15 protein-coding genes and 7 pseudogenes are annotated in these 23,727 nt (G+C 59.6%); 11 read left to right on the forward strand and 11 right to left on the reverse strand.

Going from position 1 to position 23,727, the window contains the following annotated elements; translation table 11 throughout:
- Window positions 1-635 precede the first annotated feature (635 nt).
- From ectA to NKJ90_RS30690, 4 genes and pseudogenes are all read left to right on the forward strand, one after another.
- The gene (gene ectA / locus NKJ90_RS30675) at window positions 636-1,169 is read left to right on the forward strand and encodes a diaminobutyrate acetyltransferase (RefSeq protein ID WP_352487544.1); all 534 of its coding nucleotides are present in this window, start codon (window positions 636-638) and stop codon (window positions 1,167-1,169) included.
- Window positions 1,170-1,813: 644 nt separating this feature from the next.
- The gene (locus NKJ90_RS30680; RefSeq protein ID WP_352487545.1) at window positions 1,814-2,440 is read left to right on the forward strand and encodes a GntR family transcriptional regulator; all 627 of its coding nucleotides are present in this window, start codon (window positions 1,814-1,816) and stop codon (window positions 2,438-2,440) included.
- A 220-nt stretch (window positions 2,441-2,660) separates the two neighbouring features.
- Window positions 2,661-2,927 (forward strand): annotated as a pseudogene (locus NKJ90_RS30685) (transposase); the annotation flags it as partial.
- A gap of 1,238 nt (window positions 2,928-4,165) precedes the next feature.
- On the forward strand, window positions 4,166-4,474 hold the full coding sequence (locus NKJ90_RS30690; RefSeq protein WP_352487546.1) for a LysR family transcriptional regulator: 309 nt from the start codon (window positions 4,166-4,168) through the stop codon (window positions 4,472-4,474).
- A 333-nt stretch (window positions 4,475-4,807) separates the two neighbouring features.
- On the opposite strand, the pseudogene NKJ90_RS30695 reads toward NKJ90_RS30690, so the two are convergent.
- Window positions 4,808-5,029: pseudogene (locus tag NKJ90_RS30695) on the reverse strand (IS21 family transposase); the annotation flags it as partial.
- A gap of 39 nt (window positions 5,030-5,068) precedes the next feature.
- On the opposite strand from NKJ90_RS30695, the pseudogene NKJ90_RS30700 reads away from it, so the two are divergent.
- Window positions 5,069-5,536 (forward strand): annotated as a pseudogene (locus NKJ90_RS30700) (IS66 family transposase); the annotation flags it as partial.
- A gap of 211 nt (window positions 5,537-5,747) precedes the next feature.
- On the opposite strand, the gene NKJ90_RS30705 reads toward NKJ90_RS30700, so the two are convergent.
- The 6 genes and pseudogenes from NKJ90_RS30705 to NKJ90_RS33640 form a co-directional block, all read right to left on the reverse strand.
- The gene (locus NKJ90_RS30705) at window positions 5,748-6,524 is read right to left on the reverse strand and encodes a crotonase/enoyl-CoA hydratase family protein (RefSeq protein WP_352487548.1); all 777 of its coding nucleotides are present in this window, start codon (window positions 6,522-6,524) and stop codon (window positions 5,748-5,750) included.
- A gap of 441 nt (window positions 6,525-6,965) precedes the next feature.
- Complete coding sequence (locus NKJ90_RS30710; protein ID WP_352487560.1) at window positions 6,966-7,280, reverse strand: CoA-transferase family III protein; 315 nt, start codon at window positions 7,278-7,280, stop codon at window positions 6,966-6,968.
- A gap of 41 nt (window positions 7,281-7,321) precedes the next feature.
- A pseudogene (locus NKJ90_RS30715) lies at window positions 7,322-7,573 on the reverse strand (CoA transferase); the annotation flags it as partial.
- Between the two features lie 453 nt (window positions 7,574-8,026).
- A pseudogene (locus NKJ90_RS30725) lies at window positions 8,027-8,284 on the reverse strand (transposase); the annotation flags it as partial.
- A gap of 98 nt (window positions 8,285-8,382) precedes the next feature.
- Complete coding sequence (locus NKJ90_RS30730) at window positions 8,383-9,294, reverse strand: 4'-phosphopantetheinyl transferase family protein (RefSeq protein WP_352487549.1); 912 nt, start codon at window positions 9,292-9,294, stop codon at window positions 8,383-8,385.
- 449 nt (window positions 9,295-9,743) lie between these two features.
- Window positions 9,744-9,863, reverse strand: a pseudogene (locus NKJ90_RS33640) (glutamate 5-kinase); the annotation flags it as partial.
- Between the two features lie 140 nt (window positions 9,864-10,003).
- Here NKJ90_RS33640 and NKJ90_RS30735 point away from each other — a divergent pair.
- A pseudogene (locus NKJ90_RS30735) lies at window positions 10,004-11,203 on the forward strand (IS256 family transposase).
- Between the two features lie 85 nt (window positions 11,204-11,288).
- Here the strand turns inward: NKJ90_RS30735 and NKJ90_RS30740 are convergent.
- From NKJ90_RS30740 to NKJ90_RS30750, 3 genes are all read right to left on the reverse strand, one after another.
- Window positions 11,289-11,651, reverse strand: a complete 363-nt coding sequence (locus NKJ90_RS30740; RefSeq protein WP_352487550.1) for an amino acid kinase family protein — start codon at window positions 11,649-11,651, stop codon at window positions 11,289-11,291.
- Window positions 11,652-11,760: 109 nt separating this feature from the next.
- Complete coding sequence (locus tag NKJ90_RS30745; protein WP_352487559.1) at window positions 11,761-12,456, reverse strand: OmpW/AlkL family protein; 696 nt, start codon at window positions 12,454-12,456, stop codon at window positions 11,761-11,763.
- A 139-nt stretch (window positions 12,457-12,595) separates the two neighbouring features.
- On the reverse strand, window positions 12,596-14,722 hold the full coding sequence (locus NKJ90_RS30750; protein ID WP_352487551.1) for a prolyl oligopeptidase family serine peptidase: 2,127 nt from the start codon (window positions 14,720-14,722) through the stop codon (window positions 12,596-12,598).
- Window positions 14,723-14,808: 86 nt separating this feature from the next.
- Between NKJ90_RS30750 and NKJ90_RS30755 the strand changes: the two genes are divergently transcribed.
- The 5 genes from NKJ90_RS30755 (at window position 14,809) to NKJ90_RS30775 (ending at window position 21,204) form a co-directional block, all read left to right on the forward strand.
- On the forward strand, window positions 14,809-14,997 hold the full coding sequence (locus NKJ90_RS30755; RefSeq protein WP_352487552.1) for a hypothetical protein: 189 nt from the start codon (window positions 14,809-14,811) through the stop codon (window positions 14,995-14,997).
- A gap of 888 nt (window positions 14,998-15,885) precedes the next feature.
- The gene (locus tag NKJ90_RS30760) at window positions 15,886-16,029 is read left to right on the forward strand and encodes an iron-sulfur cluster assembly accessory protein (protein ID WP_352487553.1); all 144 of its coding nucleotides are present in this window, start codon (window positions 15,886-15,888) and stop codon (window positions 16,027-16,029) included.
- Between the two features lie 244 nt (window positions 16,030-16,273).
- Window positions 16,274-17,578 carry a lysine N(6)-hydroxylase/L-ornithine N(5)-oxygenase family protein gene (locus tag NKJ90_RS30765; RefSeq protein WP_352487554.1) on the forward strand — a complete coding sequence of 435 codons (1,305 nt, stop codon included), beginning with the start codon at window positions 16,274-16,276 and terminating at the stop codon, window positions 17,576-17,578.
- A gap of 506 nt (window positions 17,579-18,084) precedes the next feature.
- Complete coding sequence (locus NKJ90_RS30770) at window positions 18,085-18,864, forward strand: phytanoyl-CoA dioxygenase family protein (RefSeq protein WP_352487555.1); 780 nt, start codon at window positions 18,085-18,087, stop codon at window positions 18,862-18,864.
- A gap of 336 nt (window positions 18,865-19,200) precedes the next feature.
- On the forward strand, window positions 19,201-21,204 hold the full coding sequence (locus NKJ90_RS30775; protein WP_352487556.1) for a class I tRNA ligase family protein: 2,004 nt from the start codon (window positions 19,201-19,203) through the stop codon (window positions 21,202-21,204).
- Window positions 21,205-21,956: 752 nt separating this feature from the next.
- Here NKJ90_RS30775 and NKJ90_RS30780 read toward each other — a convergent pair.
- Complete coding sequence (locus NKJ90_RS30780; RefSeq protein WP_502904959.1) at window positions 21,957-23,414, reverse strand: NAD-dependent succinate-semialdehyde dehydrogenase; 1,458 nt, start codon at window positions 23,412-23,414, stop codon at window positions 21,957-21,959.
- Window positions 23,415-23,727: the final 313 nt, after the last annotated feature.

Genomic DNA, 23,727 nt, shown 5'->3' on the forward strand with positions numbered 1-23,727 from the left:
GAGCCGGGTGCGGGAAATCCGCCCGCCCGGATCTGTGAGGGCGAAAGCCGAATGGCTGAGCTACTCGACCGCGACCCTCGGCAACGTACAAAGATTGTTCGGTTTGTCGCGTCTGCGACGCATTCGTGGTTCAGAAGAGCTTCATTTAATCCAACGGCGCCACTCCTTAAGCCGTTAAACAACGTTCAACGCGTTGCTGAGAGGCTGGCATGGTTTTTGAGACTGCCTCGTCGCAGACCCAAGGAAATGCCGGGCCGTCCATGTCTTGGCGAGCGCGGGCCTTCGCGGCCCCACCAGTCGCAGCTAATTAACATTCGGACTAGGCATATGAGTCATGGAGTTGATAAATCCGGTCGCCGGTGCTCCCCGGCAAGGCCCGGATCAAGTGGCGAAAAGGTGACTACCTGTGTCGCCATTTGATTTCGCCATTGGAGCGAACTCCGGCATCGCCCGGAAAAGGTGCGCAGAAACAAATAGCTAAAGATCAAATGACCGGAGCGAGGATCGAACCCTCAGGGACAGGGATTGCGTGGTGTCCCACCTAGAGGTCCCGAACGCTCGGTATCCCGTGCTCTAAGCATCTAGCAAATGCGCAAGGTCGGGAGAAGACGATAGGTTCAGCCTGGAGGGTGTGGATGGCCGATGATAGACAGAGCGGATCCTACGGTCAGTCGGAGCGGGTGACATTCCGAGAACCGGCATGCAGTCATGCAGCTGATGTATGGGCTCTCATCGCGCTGTGCCCGCAACTAGACCGCAACTCGCTTTACTGCGAACTCCTACATTGCACTCATTTCGCAGACACTTGCACAGTCGCGGAGCGTGTGGGCGAGGTGGTTGGCTGGCTATCGGCATATCGACCGCCCAGCGAGCCCTCCACGCTCTTTGTCTGGCAGATTGCAGTGCATCCTGCGGTGCGCAACACAGGGGTGGGCAAGGGACTAATCGTCTCAGCCTTGAACAGGCCATGTAACAAGAGCGTGACGCACATCAAAGCCACTGTCGCGCTCACCAACAAGGCTTCCAATTTCCTCTTTGCCACTCTGGCTCAGGAACTGGACGTGCCAATTCGGCAGGCCCCTTGGTTCGACCGTGACGCCCATTTTAAGGGAAGGTACGAGAGCGAGCACATGATAGCGATCGGCCCCATCAAACTACGCGCCATTTAGCTCCCCGCGAGCATACCAAGGTCTTGCCAAGGCAATAGGAAATCAGGAAGCAGGACTGGCAAAATTGAACTCGATTACAGGTAGAAATATGCGGTCCTACAGAGGCTTCGCCGTTGCGGCCGTAGCATTCCCGCAGTGGTGGAGGGGCCTCCACTCAGTTTTCGGCGACGAGAAGAAGCTCTCCATCGCAGCATTGTCCCAGAGGTTGCCCGACCGGGTCATTGTGGATCGCCGATGCCGTTCTCGACCGCCTTTGTTCATCACGCCAATCGCATCGAACTTTCCGGCGAAAGCATGCGCAACAGGGGGCGGCCTGCCAGTAGGCCTAACTCCCGCTTGACCGAAAACGGCTTCGTCGACAAATGCCGCAAAAAACCCAGAGGCGCTCCAGACCGCCCGATTTCGCCCCGGAATCGCGTGCCGTGTTCTATCTATCGGAATAGGCGTCCGGTTTCGTCTCGGAATCACCGTCGGAATCATTGGAATGACATTTCACCGAAAAGATTCAGGGCTCGCGTCTCCCGCCTTGCTCCAAAGCTTGGAACCAATGGTCTCAATGTACGCGACGATGTGTCTTCGCCCAGAGCTAATTTGGAACGATGAATAAACCTAGTAAACTAAGTGCCGATCAACGCCAGCGATATATGTATGAACGCATTCGGCAGCGGATCAGTACATTACACTATCCGCCGGGTATGATGATCAATGAGCTGCAGCTCGCGACTGAGTTCGGTGTCAGTCGGACTCCACTGCGGCGAGTTCTCCAGCAGCTCAGTTATGAACGACTGGTTGAGATCCGAAACGGCGTCGGTACGCGCGTCACCGACATCGACATGAAGACGTTCAAAGACATATATGATTTGCGAATCCTCCTTGCAGAGGTGATGGGATCATTGTCCCCGAACTGGGTCACGGACTTGCACCGGGAGACGCTCGATGGACTGATCGCGCTAGCCGTGGACCTTCGCGGCCAGCGGGGTATCGAAGGCTATGCGGATCTCTCAAACGATCTCGAGGCTCTAATCTGCGATCTCATTGGCAGCAAGCCCATGCGTGAAATGACGGACCTGCTTTACTACCGCGTCGCCCGTATCTGGTACACCTTCTTGCCGAATCTTGACTGGCATGACGTTGTGGGCGAACTGTTGGATGAACTAAAGGGGCTTTCGGACGCCTTGGTCTCCAACGACCTCGGAACGTTCGGCAAAGTGAGGGCGACATATCTTCGAAGGATGCTGAGAAAAGTCAGCCGCTATATTTCGAGCGACTGACCTGCGCGAGCATATTGGAGGTCGTCAAAATGCGACAACATCTCGGAGTGCAGTGGTTACGCGCTCGCCTCCGCCTTCACCCCCAGCACTGTGTCCGAGACGAAATAGTTCGCCCTGAAAAACTCCTGGACCCTTGCGTTGCAGGGATTCCCATCGGGTTTGAAGTATTGCAGAATGCCGGAAACCACCTTTGATCCCGTCGCTTTCCGGTGTTTTTGCAATGCTGCCACCCCGTCCGTCGTCCGGTAAGAATGATTTGTTCAGCGAGCGCCTCGATGCCACCATCAATCCGCGCCATCCGCTGGTCCGGTTGTCGGCATTGATGCCGTGGTCGCGCTTTGACAAGGCGTTTGGCGGGTTTTATCGCCCGGTCGGCAGGCCGGCCAAGCCGACGCGGCTGATGGTCGGTCTGCATTACCTCAAGCACGTCCACGACCTGTCCGACGAAGCAGTGGTGGAGCGTTGGGTGGAAAATCCTTATTGGCGCGCGCCTCGGGCGCATGTGACTGGAGTGCTCAAGAGAAAGGAGGAAATGAACGAAAGCCTTGCCTTCTGCTGTGAGGAGGCATGAGCCCAAGCGGCGGTGACCTGCCGTCAACTGGCAGGGTGACGTAGCCCGCAGGTAAAGGGGATTGAGGCGAAGCCGTTACGCCAAGAATATCTCCAAGGCTGTAGCATTGGAAGGTTGAGGAACACGAACCGGTTAATCCGCATCCGAGGGCTGAAGGGTTGCCTCCGCCTACACGGCTCAACAGGCGGAATGCTGATGGTGAATGTGATTGCTAGTGGCATGTACCGGGACCATGGTGAGATCACAGCCAGACCATGGGTCGGCATCGACTTGCAGGACGCAAGGACAAGGACTGCGACCGGCAACCTCACCAATGCGCAAGACGTCCCGGGGTTTCGCAGCGTCGGGCCTCCTTGGCGAGCGCCACGAAGCCTCAGTGTGGCCTTGCGATCTCCGGGATCGGTTGCTCGTTGTTTAAGGGGCCAAACCGCAGCGCGTCCCCGTGTTCGCTGCGCCAGACCTTCAGCCGACGCTGAAGTGTTCGAAGCAGTTTGTCCGGGGCGACTGATGAAGAATGGCAGCCGCGCGCCAACACGGCGCCGACGGCGGCTGAAATCGCCCCGCTGCAATTGGACGGAGATACAATTGGGATGCGTAGCCACATCCCACATGTCAAAGGTTGCCTTCAACCAACGGCGGGCACACTGCCTATTTCACTGGGATTTGAGGCCGCTCCGTGGAAATCGGCCAGTCACGTGCGACGAAGGCCCAGTCTCTGTCGATAACGAGACGAATGAGGTCGCAGGCCTTCGCTTCAGCACGACCGAGCCAGATCACGTAAGCAGATTCGCCATGTGAACTGCCCCCGTTTCGACCCGACACTCAGCATAAGCGGGAAGGCTCAAGCACATGCTTGAGGATTGGCTCAGGTTTCCATGCTGCAACCGATCAGCCATTGTCCGGATTTGGACAGCGTTGTCAGAGATCGCACCAAAGTTGTTTGCTTTAAGTTTCATCAAAGGCGAGATATAAGAGTTTTTCGGGTGGCACGATACTTGCGTAGCACTCGGGTGGGGGACGTCCGCAGTGCTGCGCAGGCGGATGCAGCGGGCTCCGTTTGATTTTTGATGCGTTCTGGTCTGCGGCGGCGGGCTACGGCGAACCATTAGGTGAGCTACGGGCCTTCGGCGCGCTATTGATTTGATGAGTGTTCAATGGATCAACCTTATTACGGTCTGCCGTGCCTGACGGAGCTTGAGACGTTTGAGGTATTGGGGCGACGTCGGTCGTTCGAGCTTACTGCTTCCGAAGTCAACATCGCTCCTGAGGTCGTCAGCCGACGCGTCAACGCCGTTGAGGAGCAACTCGGCGTTGCCTTGATCGCAAGCTCTGGGTCTGGCGTCAGGCTCACTGAGCCTGGAGAAGACCTTCATCGAGCACTCGCAGAAACCTTCACGCGAGCATCAGATGTGTTCAGAAGGCTCAAGCGAAAACAGTCACTCTTACATTTGCCTCACAAGTGATGCTGATTTTGCGGTGCCACAGTTGAGATCCGCCGGCTCACTTCGATTTTTTTGGGAATTAAGCGCGGTTAAAACTGAGTTTGCAGGTCGCGCGCCGCGCGTTTATCTGGAATCGGACGGCGATAGAGCTCTTGCGCTGGCACGCCACATTCACGACCGATTCTTACCTGAACGCGCGCATGACGACTTCTCTTGGAGCGGAGACAAAGACGCATTCGGCATACAGTTCGCCACTCGTCAAACGCCCTCCATAACTTTCCCGGCCTTAGGATCCTTTTCGTACGCTGAAGCGACGCTTTTACGGCGGAAAGATCATCGGGATGAGCACCATCCGCTGTCGCGATACTCCTGCCACAACAGCGTCAACGTCACCCCCTTGCGCTTCAAGTCCCGGGCGATCAGCGCAAAGTCCGGTTCGCTCAGGTCTTGCGGCGGACGACCGGCACGGCCGAACAGTAGCCGCTCAAGCGTCGCGTCCTCATGGCCCGGCGGCAGCGGCCAGCATGACAGCCCGGCCTCCCGCGCCCGCAGCAAATAGGTCGATACTGTCGTCTTAGCGAAAAGGGTGTCCAGGAATTGCCGAAACGCGCAATCTGCCCGTGCTGCCAAGCCAGCTGCATGTTATGGGCGAGGACGTCTCCGAGCGTCTCGACATCGTGCCCGCCCAGTTCCGGGTGATTGTCACCCGTCGACCGAAGTATGCTTGTCGGGCCTGCGAAGAGGTGGTCGTGCAGGCGCCAGCGCCGGCACGTCTCGTCGAAGGCGGCATTCCTACAGAGGCCACGGTGGCTCATGTTCTGGTGTCGAAGTATGCCGACCACCTTCCCCTATATCGTCAGGCCCAGATCTACGCCCGCCAGGGCGTCAATCTCGACCGTTCGACACTCGCCGACTGTGGCCAAGGCAGCTTTCCTGCTTCGCCCTGTGCATGAGCGGCTGTTCGAGCGGCTGAAGGCTTCAGACAAGCTCTTCGCGGACGAGACCACTGCGCCTGTGCTTGATCCAGGCCGGGGGCGGACCAGCCGTTCATCTCGCGCAGGATATCGGCATGGGGGTCTTCCACGAGCGCGCGCAAGTTCATCATGTCGTCAGTCACAGGTGGTTCCTTCGAATCAGGTTGGTGTCAGCAACCCGACCCTAACGATGACCACCGCTGCGCCGCTCGCTCGCTACCGCGCTGTGCTGTCGAGGGCGCGCTCGCGAGCGGCTTCTCCCACCGTCAAGCTACACCACTCAGCGGGGGCACGACCCTGCCAAGGGGCTATGGCCGACGCTAACGGCCTTTCCAGACAGGCTTGCGTTTCTCGGCAAAGGCGGTAAGGCCCTCGCGTTCATCCTCCGACCCAAACAGTTTCTTGACGACCGGAAGCTCCTTTAGACGATCTTCGGTGGCCTGTCCGTCGAACGCCTGGAACATAATTTCCTTGCTTGCCACCAAAGCGAGGGGCCCGTTGTCGAGCAGCGACTCCGCTAGCTTTAATGCCTCATCGAGCGCCCGGCCGGGCTCGGCAAGGTGGTTCACAACACCAAAACGCTCAAAGTATGGCGCTTCTTTGAACCCACCCGTCAGCGCGAGTTCCATTGCCAGATGATAAGGCATACGGGTGGGGAGCCGGACCAAGCCATACGTGGCCAGCAGGTTGTGCCGAACCTCGGGCAGGCCAAACTTGGCGTCGCGGGCCGCCACGATCATGTCGCAGGCAAGACACGTCTCGAAGCCTCCAGCTACCGCGTAGCCCTCGACCGCAGCGATCAATGGCTTACGCGGCGGCCGGCCCAAGATTCCGAAATCACCCCGAGAGTGCTGAAGCTGAAACGGCATTCCTTCAGTGACCGCTGCTTTCAGGTCCATGCCCGAGCAGAAATTTCCGCCGGCACCTGTCAGTACTCCAACGATCAACTCGTCTTCGTCGTCGAGCAAATCCATCGCTGCTTGCAAGGCCTCAGCAGTCTTGGTATCAATCGCGTTCCTTACCTCGGGGCGGTTGATGGTAATGGTAAGAATATTTTCTCTTCTCTCTGAAATAACTAGTTCACATGACTCACTCATTCACCTCTCCTTTCATTCGTTAAGAGCAAGTTTACCAGAATTATAGCGCCACTTGTATCCCGACATGCCGGTACGTCGGGCGTTTGCTCCCAACATACCGGCTGTTTCCAAATCTTTCAGTCGAGCCACGCCAAACCCAGCTTGCCAAATATGTCCTCCATATGGGCGCCGCCGGGCGGCACCAACCTTATTCGGCCGACCGCGTCCGGGAAAAACCCGGGGCGGGGCGGGGGTAGCCTGCAAAACACGGTCAACGGTCGCGATAACATGCGGATGCGTAACCGCCTCTTCGGATGATAGGAACGGGGGTGAAGCAGCGTCGCTGCCCTCGAGCAGATCGGTCGACTCGGCACGAGTCTTCGTCCTAAAGCAATCCGCAAGTTCGTTGCCAAGCATCGCCCAAAGTTCGGGGCCTGTTGGCTGTCCACGAAGCGTTCATCGTTATGTAAGTTCGGCGTAGAATTTCGGCTCGATTGGTTTGACGACGATCCATTCGCCGTCCGCGCACTGGTAAGCTCGATCCCAGTACTTCCCGTGCGCGGCTGGCTTGCCGGCCGCGAATGCCGCGTCGACCACCTGGGCCGAACCCGTCCTGTCCGCGAGAAAGCCAATGGTCTTATACAGCGTCGCTTCTGCGACGTCACCGGGCAAGGTCGGCGGCGCCTCGGGAGCCTGGCCTGGCTGCGTCGCCAGCCATAGTGCCGCAGCCGCAGAGATAGATACATAGTTTCCATTGTGCCCTGCGGCTTGTACCAAGGGGCCGTCCTGCCCCCAACAGTCATGCGTCCATAGGCCAGTGAAGGACGGCGGGGGAGGCAAACCTCTGGCCCCAAACCGAGCTGCTCCATCACAGTCGAGCGCATGCCCTCGATTATCGCATCCGCTCCCTCGACCAAATGCAAGAGCGTTTCGACAGCGCCCGGTTGCTTGAGATCAAGGATGAGAGAGCGCTTGCCCCGGTTGCACAGCGCCCATTGCCTCGGAGCGCCTATGTCCAAAGCCTGCCGTTCGATGCAGAACAGGTCGGCGCCAAGCTCGGCGAGCAGCATTCCGCAGAACGGTCCCGGCGCGAGGCCTGCATCTGTGGATGGCTCCCGCGGTGCAAGGATTTTGTTGAGCAATGCGCGAAAAGTTGGCGGCTTGCATGTGTCCGGCCTACGTAAGAGGCGGCACGTTTGGCCGCCTGCCCAAATGAGATCCGGGGAGCGGCTCCATAACGAACTGACGCGCTTAGGGCGCCCCCCAGGTCTACTGGGTGTCCCGATCTCGTCTATCACTGTCGCGTCATCTTCCCATTCAGCGCCGATGCACCACGACCGCCAGGACCCGGCTGGTCCTGGCGGCCGATACAGATCAACGACGCAGAGATCGAAGCGCTCCGCGCCAGCCGGCAGACCGGCAAGTTCAAGAAAGTGTGCGTAACCGACCCCGACGCCACGATGGTGACCACGCGCGCAACCGCCGACTGGAGCCGGCCTACAAGCAACATACGGCGGTCGACGATCGGCCACCGTCTCGACATGCCGAACCGCCAAGCTGTCCCACCTGACGTCCGCGCGGATCAGTGAAGCGTTGATATGAACGATTTCGCCTTTGGCGATCTTCGCCGTAATGCAGGCATGAACTGTGCGCTGGAAAATGCGCCGGAAGCGTTCCGCGCCCCAGCGCTGCCGTATCCGGGTCAGGCTCGAATGATCGGGCAGCGTCTGGTGCAGGCCGTAGCCGATGAACCAGCGGATCGCGACATTCACCTGCGCCTCCCCAGCCTCCGCCGAAATCCCAATTTTCCGATTTTCAAAACGGCCTCTAAGATCACGCACGGTGGACCTGATTACCTTGAAAGGAAAAGGGCAGACCGCTATATTTTAAATGCTTCTCGGCTAATGACACTTGCTTCGCACCGACGCACGGCTAGCCAAGTCAATACCCAGTCGGCGGTGGTATTAAAGCGGATTTCATAGGATTCGCCCGCAGGTAATTCCTTGCAAAGGGTTTGTGTTAGGTGCAGCCGCAAGCATCCGTTCGCAGGGGGCGTCTGTAGTTCAGCACAGTCGAACCCAAAAAAGCGCCGCACCACCGGGTAGAGTACTTTGAAAAGTGTTTCCTTTGCCGAAAAGAGCAGCGTTGCCAGCCGATCTGGAGGGAGTGCCGTCTGTCGTGCAATCAAGGCACGTTCACGCTGGTTTGCCGTCATGCTCAGGATCGATTCCAGCGCGTGGCCGCTGGCTATTGCCTCGATGTCGACACCGGCTTGCCAACCTGGATCGCCTGTGGCGAAACAGGCGCAATGCCCCCGCGCATGGGTGATTGAACCAACTGAGCCTTTTGGCCAGACTGGGGCGCGGTCGGGACCGATTGGAATCTCAGTAGTATGTTGGCCCAGCGCCTGCAACGCCGCGTCCGCCATCGCGCGACCGGCCAGAAATTCGGCACGACGTAACGGTAGTGCCGTGCACAAGCTGGGAGGGAAGGCCAAGGCGAGCTTATGAAACAAATCTTCCCTGTAGCACTCGAAATCGAACCGGCCATGCACAAGCACCGCATCGACGTATCCCGTGTCGTGCAAGGTCACGTCTTTAAGAAATCCAAGCGAACGGGCAGAAAGAGCAATGAGGTGCCTGACGGCCGAGGCGCGCATGCTGGAGGCCACGCTCACCGCCACAGGGCCGAGCCGAGACCCCATCGCCGTAGACAAACGCAAGGTTTCTCCTTCGGCTCGGGAAAGCTCAGTTTTCGCGGTGGGGACCGCATGTTCGGCGAGCGTGATCATGGATGATTTCTCCTCAGTCCGTGCCGCAGCGCGTTTGGGATAGCCCGAGCATGCGTCGTGCCAACTAGGAAAATCGTTTCAGAACGGTGCGATATTCTGATAGCACTGTCTCATGTCCTGCATAGTCGAAGATCCGACAACGAGTCTAACCGTGACCGCCTGTCGGTCCCCTGCGCGAGCTCGGTGTGCGCCGCGGAAAACTCAACTCACCGCGAACTGGTCGAGTTGCATCCGAGGAATGACTCGATTTCAAGGTGTGGGCCGACCGTTGATGTGCGACGAGGACTTTGAACCGAAGCCCCTGAAACATGCGCGCCACCCGCAGCCGCAGATACTTGGATCGGGTGCTGCCGTCAGTCAATCTTGCTCGTAAGAGGGGCGGTGAGAAAGTCGCGGCACAAGCAACCTTCCATGCACCTGGATTTGGCCCGGCGCCGGCGTGTCCGAGTGCGTGCGACCGCCGTTGCCGTCGTGTCGTTCTCATTGATAATGGGTACGGCGCCAACTTTGAGAAGTTGTTGAAGGGTTGAAACCGCATTGAGGCGGCGATGGGTCGTGTCCCATAAGGTGGTGTAGCTCGGCGGTAGCGAAGCCGCTCGCGAACGCGCCCTCGATAGCGCTGTAGCGAGCGAGCGGCTTTGCGGTGGTCATCGACAGTTCGCCGGTAAGGTCGGGTTGCTGACACCAACCTGATTCGAAGGAACCATCGATGACCGACGACATGATGAACCTGCGTGCGCTCGTGGAGAAGACTCCGGATTCCGATCTCTTGCGCGAGATGATTGGCTTTGCCGCCGAGCGGCTGATGGAGCTGGAGGTTGGCGCCGCCACCGGCGCCGCCTATGGCGAGAAGAACCCGTTGCGCACGGCCCAGCGCAACGGCTATCGCGAGCGCGACTGGGAGACGCGCGCCGGCACCGTCGAGCTGCGCATTCCCAAGCTCAGGAAGGGCTCCTACTTCCCGGGCTTCCTCGAACCGCGCCGCATGGCCGAGAAGGCGCTCACCGCCGTCATCCAGGAAGCCTATGTGCAGGGCATCTCGACGCGCTCGGTCGACGACCTGGTCAAGGCGATGGGCATGAGCGGCATCTCCAAAAGCCAGGTCAGCCGGCTGTGCGAAGAGATCGACGGCAAGGTGAAGGCCTTCCTCGAGCGGCCGATCGAGGGTGACTGGCCGTATATCTGGATTGACGCCACTTATCTGAAGGTGCGCCGCGGTGGCCGCATCGTCTCGGTCGCTGTCATCATCGCCGTCGGCGTCGATGCGGACGGTCGACGCGAGGTGCTGGGCATGGAGGTCGGCACGTCTGAGGCCGAGCCGATCTGGACGGAGTTCCTGCGCACGCTGACCCGCCGCGGCCTGCGCGGCGTCAAGCTCGTCGTCTCCGATGCCCATGAAAGCATCAAGGCGGCCGTCACCAAGGTGCTGTGCGCGACATGGCAGAGGTGCCGCGTCCACTTCATGAGGAACGTGCTGGCCCATGCCGGCAAGAGCGGGCGCCTAGTCGTCTCCGCTTTCATCGCCACCGCCTTCGCCCAGGAAACGTCCGGGGCTGCAAGCAGGCAATGGCGCGCCGTCGCCGACCAGATCCGGCCGAAGGTGCCGAAGCTGGCGACAATCATGGACGACGCCGAGCCCGACGTGCTTGCCTACATGACTTTCCCCAAGGAGCACCGCGCCAAGCTGCACTCGACGAATCCGATCGAGCGCCTCAACGGCCGAGATCAAGCGGCGCACCGACGTCGTCGGCATCTTCCCAAATGATGACGCCATCGTCCGCCTGGTTGGCGCGATCCTGCTCGAACAGAACGACGAATGGGCCGTGCAGCGCGCCAGATACATGACGCTGGAAACCATCAGCCAATGAGCGATGATCCTCTGATCAGCCTGCCAGCCGTGGCACGCTGATCAGCCCGGCCCCGTGCCGGAGAGCGCGGCGACCAATGCCGCCAGCTACACCACGCAGCGGACACGATCCGGCGATGCTGATCGTCTATATCTTCGCGGGTCGAACGCCAAAACCAAGGCGTTTAAAACTCTGTTCATAGGCACGCATTAGTTGAACCTGACCGATAGCGGCGGCCGTTTGTTCCTCCTCAACTCGCAGAGATCTGTCCAGATGGTTGAAGTGACTTGAGCCGACCGCGACAGCATCAGACGTGACGATGATCACCTGCTGCCCGCGTGCGAAAAATCGGACGACATCCATTATAAGCCAAGAACCGCGTATTTCTCCGGTTTCTGGATCGCCGATCAGTGCTGAGCCAATCTTCACTATCAGCCGGCGAGCCGAAACCAATCGGGTCGAGCTTGTTGGTGCTGCCGCTGAGTGTTGCTGCACTGGAATTGAAGACACGTCTCTCCAATGTCACCTGTCCTGAGCGTCGCGGCCTTGGAGGGTATAAGGGCGCACGAGGTGCGCCCTTCATTTCAGACCGGCTGTCAGCAGCCGCCTTCACCTGTCGTTAGAAGCGGTAGGTGACACCTGCGCCTATCAACCAGGGATCGAGAGCGGCCTTGCCCGTCAGCTTCGCGCCGTCCACCGTGACGTCGAAGTCTGGCTTCAGGAAAAGCTTCTTCACGTCGAAGTTGACGCCCCAGTGTTGATCCACCATGTAGTCGAACCCGACCTGCAGCGCGGTGCCGAACGTGTTCTTGACCTTGAGAGCATCGGCGCTGCCGACATCCTGGTTATAGAATATCGTGTAGTTCACGCCGGCGCCGACATAGGGCTTGAAAGCGCCGAAATTGGTAAAATGATACTGCAATGTGAGCGTAGGCGGCAGGAGCCAAACCTTGCCGACATTGCCTAGACCGCCGATCGTTCCTTGGCCCTCGATGTTTGCATAGGTGGTGCCGAGTATGAGCTCGGCGGCGATGTTATCCGTAAAGAAATAGGAGATATCGAGTTCCGGCGTCACGGTGTCCGAATAGGAAAGACCGGAGCCGGGCACTGCATTGACGTAGCCCGAATCCTCAGTGACGACCCCCAACGCACGCAGGCGGATCTGCCAAGGGCTTGGCCGTTCCGGGACCGAGGCTCCTGCCTGCGGGATGCTCGCGGCTTGCACGAGGTCGGCCGCGACGGCCTGCTGTCCCACCACCATGAGGACGGCCGCTGCTGCTACTTCCCGCGTCACGCCCATTTGATTTCTCGCCATGATATTCTCTCCTTGCTCTTCAGAAATAATGCACTGCACTACGAGAAATCCTGCTTGAGATTGACCGAGCGCTCATGATCATGTTGGGTGAGAATGAGCACCCCTCGTTTGCGCCCTGCTCGCAATCATCGAGCTGTGCTCAATTTGAAACCTGGCTCTTGCGAGTCCCCGCCGCCTGTCGTATGCGATCCGCCTGCCAACCGATCGCACTGCGAAGGAAATCCTTGCCCAGGGCAATGAATGCAGCCCGCTCCCGATTGTCCCTGCCGTAGCCGTGACCGCCCGCGCGGGCCTCGTAGAAGTAAGCGGCATAGCCAAGAGCCTGCAGCTTTGCGGCCATCTTGCGCGCATGGCCTGGGTGGACGCGGTCGTCCCGCTTTGTGGTGGCGATCAGGATCGGCGGGTAGGGCTCTCCCGGGATCGCTGCGTGGTAGGCGGAGATTTCCTTTAGGAAAATCCATTCCTCCGGCTTGTCGGGATCGCCATATTCGTCAATCCAGCTCGCGCCCGCCAAAAGCTTGGTGTAGCGGCGCATGTCGACAAGCGGCACTTTGCAGAACAGCGCGCCGAAACTCTCAGGATAGCGGGTAAGCATATTGGCGATCAGAAGGCCGCCATTTGAGCCGCCCTCGGCGGCAATCCGCCTCGGCTGTGTAATGCCCCTTCGCACGAGGTCGGCGGCAACTGCGGCGAAATCGTCATGGGCGAGACGCTTGCCCGCCCTGCGCCCCGCCTCGTGCCAACGGGTGCCGAACTCGCCGCCGCCCCGGATGTTCGCCACCACGCACGTGCCGCCGCGTTCGAGCCACAGCTTGCCGAGGGAGAAGTAGTAGTGGGGCAGGACCGATTTGCCGTACCCGCCGTAGGCGGTGAGGTGAACCGGGGCATCCCCGTTCCCGTTCGCCGGACCGACCTGCGTATAGGGGATCATCTCACCATCGGTCGAGACTGCCTCGTGGCGCGTCACCACCAGCCCGGATGCGTCGAAATTCTCCGGGTTGCGCTTCAGGATTACTGGAGCGCCGAGAGGCGCCGCGGCATTAAGGTCGAATAGGAGAAGCTTCCGCGGCGTGATCGGGTCCTGAGCCGAAATGAGGACCTCTCCATTGGTCTCGTGACGTTCCGCATCGAGCGACACGAGGTGAACAGTCCCTTCGGCGGGCACGGTGTCCAGCGCTCGGCGCGTCCATTCCTGGCGGTCGGGGGTGAACATCTCGAAACGCGGATCGAGGTTGACGAGGTAGGAGATAATGAGCTTCCCGTTATTCCAGAAGAATGACTGCAGGGAGCGCCTGTCGCCTGGTTCGAAGAGGATGGCAAAACTGCGCTCGCCGGCGATGAAGGAGGAAAGCGAGATGCCGATCAGCGCGTCCGCGGCATGGGTCATCCCTCCCACTGTCCACGGCTTGCGCGGCTTTACCGCCAGCCAGTCGCCGAAGCCGCTCCACGAGGCGTCCCGAGGAAGGTCAATCCGCATCTTCGGCCCGCTCCTGTCGCCGATTCGGCCGATCTTCTCGAAGGAGGCCGGCCGCTCGATGAACAAAAGGCGCTCGCTCTCGGCGGTGCGGTCCAGACGGCCGGACACGCCGAGGGATTCGGAACCGGTCTCGAAGATTATCGGCGCGGTGAGCGGATCCGCGCCACGCTTCCACAGCCGCACGGTGCGCGCGTAGCCGGAGCGGGTGGCCATGCCATCACCAAGCGCACTGGAAAGCAGAAGCGTGTCAGGATCGAGCCAATTGACCCCGCCCTTGGCCTCCGCGAGGTTGAAACCGTCGGCGACGAAGTTCAGAGACTCCAGATCGAATTCGCGATGCACGACCGCCTCTCTGCCGCCGCGCGACAGGCCCAGAACGGCTCTTTCCCGTCTCTCCGGCTCAAGGGACGCGCCGCGCCAGATCCAGTCCTCTCCGTCGCTAGCGGCGAGGGCGTCCAGATCGAGCAGTAGCTCCCAGTGGGGATCCACTTTCATGTAGGCGGCAAGGGAGGTCCGGCGCCACAGTCCGCGCGGATTTCCGGCATCTTGCCAGAAATTGTAGAGGTACTGGCCGCGGCGGGTGATCAAGGGAATCTTGTCAGGACGGTCGAAGATCGCTGTCAGGGCGTCGCGGTCGCGATCGAACTGCGTTACACCGAAGTGCCCCAGGGTTCTGGCCGACTGGCTGGCGGCCCAGGCAAGTGCCCGTTCGCCTTCAACATCTTCGAGCCAAAGATAGGGATCATCGTCGGGAGCATCCAGCGTTGGACGGAAATCGAATGCGGTCATCTCAGGATAACGTGAAGAATCATGTCGACTGGAAACAATTTCAAGGTTCTCCTTAGGCTCGGAGAGCTTTTCGTGGCTGCGACCGCATGTTCGGCGCGCATGATCATGGGATGATTTCTCCTCTTTCCGCGCCGCAGCGCGTTTTGCGGACTGCGCTGCAGGTGTCGTGCCAAATGAGAAAATCATTTCATAACAATGCGATCACCCTGATGGCGGTGTGTCTCATGTCCGACATCGTCGAAGATCCGACAACGAACGCAGCCGTGACCGCCTGATAGAACCTCCTGTGCCACTCGGTGGGCACTGCGGAATAAGCAGTGAAGCTCACCGCGAAACTGGCCGAGCTTCGGATCGCATCGGCGACGGGGCGATCGACGATCACTACGTCGCCGGTGTCGGGCGCGGCACAGCCTGACGAGCTCCGCGGCGGCGATCATCGAATAACTGCGTTTACGATGGCTCCATCCTGGCCCACCGGTGGGCGCGCAAAAGACCGCTTTGCGGCCTCATCCCTCCGCCTGGATTGAGTCGCAGCGACCGAATGGCGCACGTGCTTTTGGAACCGGCAGAGTGGTCATAACGCAATTGTCTTCCGGCTATCTTTCCAGAGATTCGACAATCCAGTTGGTGAAGGCCCATATCGCGCAATCATTGATGCGCTTAGGTCTGGGCATGCGCCCATCCGCAACCATCTCATCAAGAGCATCCAACACCAACACAGAGAATTGCTTCCCCATGAGAGAGGCCTCGCGGCGGACATAAGATTGCGTCACTCTTCATGATCACGGCCTCCGAGGATGTCGGGATCGAGCCAGTGCAACGGCACGATAGGGCGAAGGATTTGGCAGCTCTTGCAACTGCCGACCTCGATGGGAGACGGCATATCGCGATCTGTCCGGCAGAGACACCAGGTTATGCACTGTCCGTTCATGAAGCCTTCGTGCTGGTCTCCATGAGAAGTATTCTGGTGCAGAAGGTGCCCGATTAGCTAATCGGAAAAGGCGACATCGACGTGCAAATCGGGCGCCGCCGGTAGGCGTCCCCCCTCAATGTCGGATTTCCGACAGGATCGCAAATCCGCCAAGCCATTGCTTAATAAGGTTTTCCTTCTCTGGCACGGCCCATGCACGGGATTCTGCGAACGCATCAGCGAGACGTCGTCCATGATCATGCGCACCGAAAATGCCCTCGCCGCAGTGAAAACCGCGCTCTCGCCTGCCATCAAGCCGCCGAAAGGCCGGCCAGTCATGGTTGAGGCGGACGATTGCGCCGGCTTCAAACACCTCGATGGGTTGCGTCTCGCGTGACGGCGACGCGGGCATCCAGACGGGCGGATAGGACACACGTCGTTGCCCCACGTCGCCGGCCTGACCCCTCGATTGTCACCGCGCTGGAATGCTCGGGTCTACATTCGACAACCCGAACGCGCAGGACAATTCTCGCAAATCCGGTCGGCACCGGGGCTCGGAACGTCCGCGAGGGGGCCCAATGGCTATGGCCGATATTCGCCGCGAACAAGCCGGCTGTGGGAAGACTCTATAGGAGGAAGCAGTGGAGTTATCTTGCGTTGGGGTCGGTGCCGGGCCGTCTAATTTGAGCCTTGCGTGTCAGATACACGAGCAAGTTGGGCAAGGGACACTGTTCCTGGATCGGCAGGTCGACTTCCGCTGGCATCCCGGCATCGCGTTCGATTCCTCGGAGCTCCAGGTCAGCCACTTCAAGGACCTGGTCACTCTAGTGAATCCGCGATCAGCCTACACTTTCGTAAACTTCCTGCACGAGAACGGGCGTCTGTATCACTTCCTGAACGCACAGTTCGAAGCCGTGCTCAGAGTGGAGTTCGAACAATACCTGAACTGGGTCTTCCACAGGAACCCACTTGTGCGTGGCGGCGAGACAGTGCGCGAAATCCGCTTTGACGGCGAGTTTCGGGTGCGGACGGATAAGGCGGTTCTCGGCGCCAGAAACGTTGTGGTCGGCATTGGCAAGCAGGCGCAAATTCCGCCTCAATTTCAGGGCTGGATTGGACGCAACCTGTTCCACTCATCGGTTTTACTGCACATCCACCCTGAGGTGCGGAGAAAGCATGTCTGCGTGGTCGGCGGAGGCCAGTCGGGAGCCGAGGTGATGTTGCACCTTGTCGGCCTGCCGAACGAACGGCGGCCTGCCTCGATCACTTGGGTCTCGCAGCGCGAAAACTATCTGCCTCTGGACAACAGCCCGTTCACAAACGAGTTGTTCATGCCCTGCTTTTCGGATCGCTTCGCGGCGATGAGCGAGTCGCAGCGTAAGCTGCTCCTGCGGCGTTTCGTGCTTGCTTCGGACGGCATTTCGGAAAGCACGTTGCGCGCGATCTATCAGGCGCTGTACCGCCATGCATTTTTCGAGCCATACCGATGCGACATCACACTGCGGCCGGGCTGCACCGTCTCGCACTGCATCAACGCCGGACCGGGTCACAGGCTGACCCTGCAGCATGGCATGGACGAGGTCGAAGAAGTCACGGCTGACATCGTCATCCTGGCCACCGGTTACGAGAACGCGGTCCCAAGCTTGTTGGAACCGATCATGGGCCGCTTGGAGCAGATCGACAATGAATTAGCTATTCGCGAGGATTTTTCGGTGAGCTGGGACGGACCGTGTGACAGACGCATCTTCGTACAAAATGCGAGCCTCGGGCAGCGCGGCCTGGCCGATCCGAACCTAAGCTTGCTGGCCTGGCGCGCGCGCCGCATCCTCGATAGCCTACTTGGGCGCGCGCCATGCGCGAACCCCGAGCATCCTGGCTTCATCACTCATACCTCGATCGAGAGCTGGCCCGACCACGCAGCCGAAGAAATGGGCAGTGGAATATGACTCGTATGCTTTTGATCATCGGCGGTGGCATCCTAGGAATGATGTCCGCCTGCGCTGCGGTGAACCCCGGAGGCTTCTCCGATATCATCGTGACCGACCAAGCCCTTGGACCAAGCGGCGCATCGCGTCACTCTGGGGGCGTGCATTTCCCCTACGGTTGCCAAGGCCGTACCAAGTCGCTCACTCGAAAGACCGCCGTGGTCTTGGCGGCCATGGCTGGGTCGGCAGGTAGCGGATGGTGCCGGCCTTTGGCGATGCGTGTCGTGGTTGAACCGGGTGAAGCGATTGATCCGGCCCAGTTTGCGGAACCCCTAGACCCGGCTGAGCCTGACATAGGCAGTCTCGCGCCGAGCTTCTGCGGACAATATCCGCCGGAGCGGAACGCACTTAGCATCGCCTCCCTCATCACGTGAGTCCGTCTCTGTGGACCCGCAACTTGATCAGCGCCCGACCGCCCTAATTGGCATGTCCAACCAAACCAGTGTTTCCAACAGGAGGCTTTTCGCATGTTGACTGATGCACAAAGAGAAAAGTGGCAGAAGGACGGATACGTCAGGCTCGAAAGGTTCTTCGATCCAGCGGCTCAGGAAGATATCTCTACCTTTGTCGAAGATATGTCACGCTGGGCCGTCAGCGATGATAAATGGCTCATGTGGTTCGAGAAGACGACGGACAATCGAAAGATCACCTCCAAGATGGAGAATTTTCTCGACTTCCATGGTCCATTGCGTCGTTTGCTCTTAGAAGATCAGCGCATAAAGTCAGCGGTCGAGGAGTTGCTTGGCGAAGATTCGCGCAGGCTCAAGGAGTTGCTGATTTTCCACTACCCCGACAGCGGCGGCTATCTCCCGCATCAGGACATTTATCACATTCCACACAAACTCCCGGATCGGATGGTCCATGCGGTGGTTGCCATAGGCATCGACGACTCCGACGAGGAAAACGGCGGGCTTTTCTTCAGCCCCGGCAACCACAAGAAGGGGGTGTTTCCCATGGATGCCGGTGGGGTGATCGACCCTCAAGTTGCCGAAAAGTTCTCCTGGGAACCCGTAGTATGGAAGTCTGGCGACATCTTCATCTTCGACGATTACGCACCGCACTACTCACGACCGAACAAAAGCAATCGTTCTCGGCGGACACTCTACTTGGTGTTCCAGCGTGCTTCAACCGGCGGGCCGACCCGCGCTGAATATAACGTGCTTAAGCGCGCCCTTAACCCGCCCGAGGGCAAAGTGGCCGATCTCGACAATCTCAAGCCCCCAAATGGCATCTTCTATCGCGATTGAGCTCACGCAGCCAGGCGGAGGCATGCACACGAAACTGATCGACCGCTCAAAATGCGCGGACGGTATGGACGTCTGATTTGCGGGCTCGCGGAGCATCGACCGCAGCCCGTTACGACGCTTTGGCACGTGGATTGCGGAGGTGGTCGCAGGCGGTCTTCTGTGCGCCTACAGCCCGACTAGTGCCCCCCCTTGGTTGCCCGCTTGCCGGTCCAGAGCTGCACTATCCTGGTCGCGCCGCCAACGGGTCGGGCTGCCGTTTCTCTCCACGAATTGCAAGGGAGGCTGTTGCGTTGGCAGCCGAAGGTCCCACTGCTTCAACAGCTTAGGTTGGTTGTCATGCGCAAATACACGTTTTCTCGAACGGAACTGTCGCGGGCGTTTGGTATCGACACGGCCACGCTTGGAACAGGCAGCGCTCGCACGGGGTTTTCATTCGGAAAGGTTGGACCGGGCGTCACATCCGAGCCCCATCGGCACGACGAAATCGAGGCTTTCGTGGTCCTGTCTGGCGCGGGCAAGGTCACGACCGACCGTGGGGAAATCTCGGTCGAGGCCGGCGATGTCGTTCTGTTCCACCCTTTTGAAGCGCATGTGCTGCGCAATGACGGAAACAAAGACCTAGATTTCGTCGCTGTCTACTGGCGAGACGGCGAGGCCGCCCTTGATGCCGCTGCAAAGACCACGACTCCACGCGGCCCAATCTTCGTCTTCTCCACGCCGCCAACGCCAAATGGCGATCTGCATCTGGGGCATCTTTCTGGCCCTTATTTCGGCGCTGACGTCTATACTCGTTTCCTGCGCATGAAAGGAGTGGAGGCCTATCACCTGACCGGAAGCGACGATTACCAGAGCTACGTCGCGACACGCGCCGATGCCGATCAATCGACGCCTGCAAATGTGGCGCGCTACTACGCCGACGAGATTCGCGCCACGCTTGCACATCTCGATTGTGAGATCCACAGCTTCCAAGCCACAATGGGCGATGACGGTTACGGCGAGTTCCAAACCGCGTGTTTCCGGAGTCTTCTGAGCAGCGCGGCGGTAGATTTGCGCCAGAGCCCTGCGCTTTTTGATGCTGTGACAGGCCACTATCTTTACGAGCCGGATGTTGGCGGCCTCTGCCCCGATTGCGGCGGCTCCGCCGCTGGCAACATCTGCGAGGAATGCGGTGCCCCAAACCTTTGCCACGATTTAGGTGCAGCGCGGTCACGGCAGTCTGCCGAGGCGCCGGTGGTCGGCTCCCTCCGCCGTCCAGAACTTGCCATGGACCAATGCTACGACAATATCGACCGGCATCTAAGGGCGTCGGGCGTCCCGCTACGGATCTTGGATCTCTTCGCGCGCCTACGCCAACGCCGCGACTTTTCAGTGCCCATTACCCACCCCTCGGACTGGGGCCTGCCGGCCGAGGGGTTCCCGGGGCAAGTGATCTGGGTGTGGCCGGAGATGGCATTCGGTTTTCTGTACAACATCCAAGCGCTCGGCCGCTCGATGGGTCGCGACTGGAAGGCGGAGATGCCCGGCAACGACTGGCAGATTGTCCATTTCTTCGGCTTCGACAATTCGTTCTACCACGCGCTACTCTACCCCGCTCTTTACGCCGAGGTCTTCTCCCACTGGAAGCCACGCATCCGCTATCACGTCAACGAGTTCTACCTGCTCGACGGCAAGAAGTTCTCAACCAGCTGCCGCCATGCGGTCTGGGGCAAGGAGGTTCTGAGCCCAAACACAGTCGATGTCGTACGCCTTCATTTGGGCCTGACACGCCCGGAAGATGAGCGGACGGATTTCACGCTGGACGCGCTGCGCCGCACCGAGAACGAGGTGTTCCAAGGGATTTGGCTGAACTGGCTTGAGGCGTTGAACCAGGAGATCAAGCAGGATTTTGCCGGCCGTGTACCCGATGCTGGCGACTGGAGCCCGGTCGACCGCGCCTTCTTTGCTCGCATAGAGATCTATCGCGCGGCGATGGAGCGCGCCTATTCGGACGAAGGCTTCTCGGTTCGGCGCGCGGCCACTCAGGTCTGCGAATTCGTGCGCGATTGCGTGATCTACCGCGGGGCGCGAGACTTTGCGGCGGCGCGACGTTTCTATCCCGCCCGCAATCGGACTTCGCTAGCCCTTCAGACGACGGCCGCTGCGATCCTGGCACCGACACTCGCTCCGCTGATGCCCCGCTTCGCCAGAACGCTGGCGCGAGGCATCGATGGCGCCTCAACCGAAACATGGCCCCGGTCCGTCCAGCGCCTTGCGCCCGGGACGCGCTTTGATCTCGGACCCGTGTTGGTGTTCTACGCCAAATCCGGCAATCCTCATCTCGATGACGAGGAAACACTATGAGCCCAAAGGTGCACCAGTGAGCTGTCCCCATCTCGACCAGATCTGCGCGGCAATCAAAGCCGACGATGCCAAATATCTTGACTCGGTGTCACTGGCGAGGGAAGCCGCTCTGAACGGTAGAGACTAGATTAGCTGACCTGAACCAACGCGTCGTCAAACAACCCTGGCCCGCCCCTTCAAGGACCGCTCGGCCGATCGCTTCCCAGCCCTTGCTGTTCGTGCCGAAAATGCGTGTGGGCTCGACTGGGCTGACCAACCTCTTCGGCATCGGGATTTCCGTCCTCCAGCCGGTCAAGGCTGTCATTCGGTTCGACCCGCTCGGTCAACCTGGCGCGCCCTGGACCGTGCGCCGATCACCAATGTGGATGCGAATTCCGCGTGATGGTACCTTCGATTCTGTCCGAGCATGTACCGGCGCGGCAGTCAGCCGAAGAACAGCTGAGCTACTGATTACGATGGCTTGGTGCACAAGCTCCAACCAGACCCGCGCAACGACAGCCCGTCGCCTGAGGATAGTCGGCGAGGGCCGCCAAATCGCAAGCGTATCCTCCGTCGCATGCGCGCCGTCTTCGCCGAAAATGCAGACGCTTGTCCTCGTCGAGAGATACATCCTTTTAGGGGCCTCCTCAGGATTGCGTGTTTGCTCGGGTGCGGACCGCCCCTCAGTTCCCAATCGAGGAGCGATTCTACAATTCACAAGTTTGGAGGTCGCTCGCTAGGTAACCCGTCTGTGAACCCTGCAAGCCGATGCTTCAGATGCCGCCCATGCAGAGGTATTTCATTTCGAGGTAGTCCTCGAGGCCATGGCGGGATCCCTCCCGCCCGATGCCGGACTGTTTTATCCCACCGAACGGCGCCGCTTCCGAAGACATCCGGCCGGTATTTACCCCGACCATTCCATATTCCAAGGCCTCGGCGACACGCCAGACACGCTTCAGGTTAGAGGCATAAAAATACGCCGCGAGGCCGTAGATCGTCTCATTGGCATCACGCACGACCTGATCCGCATCGTTGAAGCGAATAATCGGTGCGAGCGGCCCGAATGTCTCTTCTTGCGCCACGGTCATCTCGCTGGTGACACCGGTCAGGACCGTTGGTTGGAATAACGTGCCATTCGTGCCGACGCGTTTGCCCCCGCATCGAATTGCGCCGCCTTTAGCTACGGCATCGGCAATATGGGATTCAATCTTGGCCAAAGCCTGCTTGTCGATGAGAGGCCCGATGTCCACTCCGGGAGCGAAACCGTCACCAACTTGAAGTTGGCGAGCCCGTTCCACGAATTTCTCGACGAACTCGCCGTGAACGCGCGACTGGACGTAAAGGCGGTTCGCTGAAACGCAGGTCTGGCCGGCATTGCGGTATTTCGCCTGGATCGCACCGTCAACCGCGGCATCGATATCGGCATCATCGAAGACGATGAAGGGTGCATTGCCGCCGAGCTCTAGGCTGACTTTTTTGATCTGGTCCGAGCACTGGCGCATAAGTAAGCGCCCGATTTCAGTAGAGCCGGTGAAGCTGATCTTGCGGACCTTGGGATTTGTGCAAAGTTCGCGGCCGACCGCGTGACCTTCGGACGCATAGATCAGGTTGACGACGCCTTCGGGGAAGCCTGCCTGATGGGCGAGGGCGAACATTGCTCCAGCCACGAGCGGCGTCTGTTCAGCGGGCTTGAGGACAATCGTGCAGCCCGCCGCCAAGGCTGGCGAGATTTTGCGCGCCACCATCGAGGCCGGGAAATTCCATGGGGTTATCGTGCCGACCACCCCGATGGGCTGCTTGATCACCAGCATTCGGCGGTCCGTCGATGGTGCGGAGATCGTCTCGCCATAGACGCGATTTGCCTCCTCGGCGTACCATTGCAGATACGCCGCAGCATGCGATATCTCCGATTTGGCCTCGGCAAGCGGCTTGCCCATCTCCGCGGTGAGAATTGCAGCGAGATCGTCGGTGTGGTCGATGATCAACTCATGCCATCGCCATAGAACATCGCTGCGCTCACGTGCGGTAAACCCTGCCCATCCAGGCTGCGCGACATAGGCCTTCTCGATTCCAGCGCATGTCTCTTCGACTCCCATGTCAGGTAGTTCTGCCAGCACTTCGCCGGTCGACGGGTTGAGGACCTCGAATGTCCGCTCTCTAATCCGCGTGCCAAGTGCCGGCAGGCGATCGATGGGTCCAAACAGGTCAGGGGATCTCAGGTGACGGATCATCGGCGGGCACAGGGGCAATCGGTTTCCTCCTCAACGCCAGGCGTATATAGCAGGTTCGGTGTGTAGTCCGGACGTCCAAGCTCCTCATAGGACCTCGGCCAGACAGCTAGCAGACCACGGTTGCCAACTGGAAAGGGAGAATACCTGAATTCGCTAGAAGATGAGTCGCGGCTAGCCGGGCTCGACCGGCGGTTTTTGGGGGGGGGGGGGCGGGGCCCCCCCCCCCCCCCCAAAAGAAGATAGGCGCCCCGCGGGGTGGTGTATGGCGGCCCCCCCCGCGGGGGGGGGGGGGATATTTTTTTTTTTTTTGATT

This window comes from Mesorhizobium sp. M0051 (assembly GCF_040323235.1).
Classification (GTDB): domain Bacteria; phylum Pseudomonadota; class Alphaproteobacteria; order Rhizobiales; family Rhizobiaceae; genus Mesorhizobium.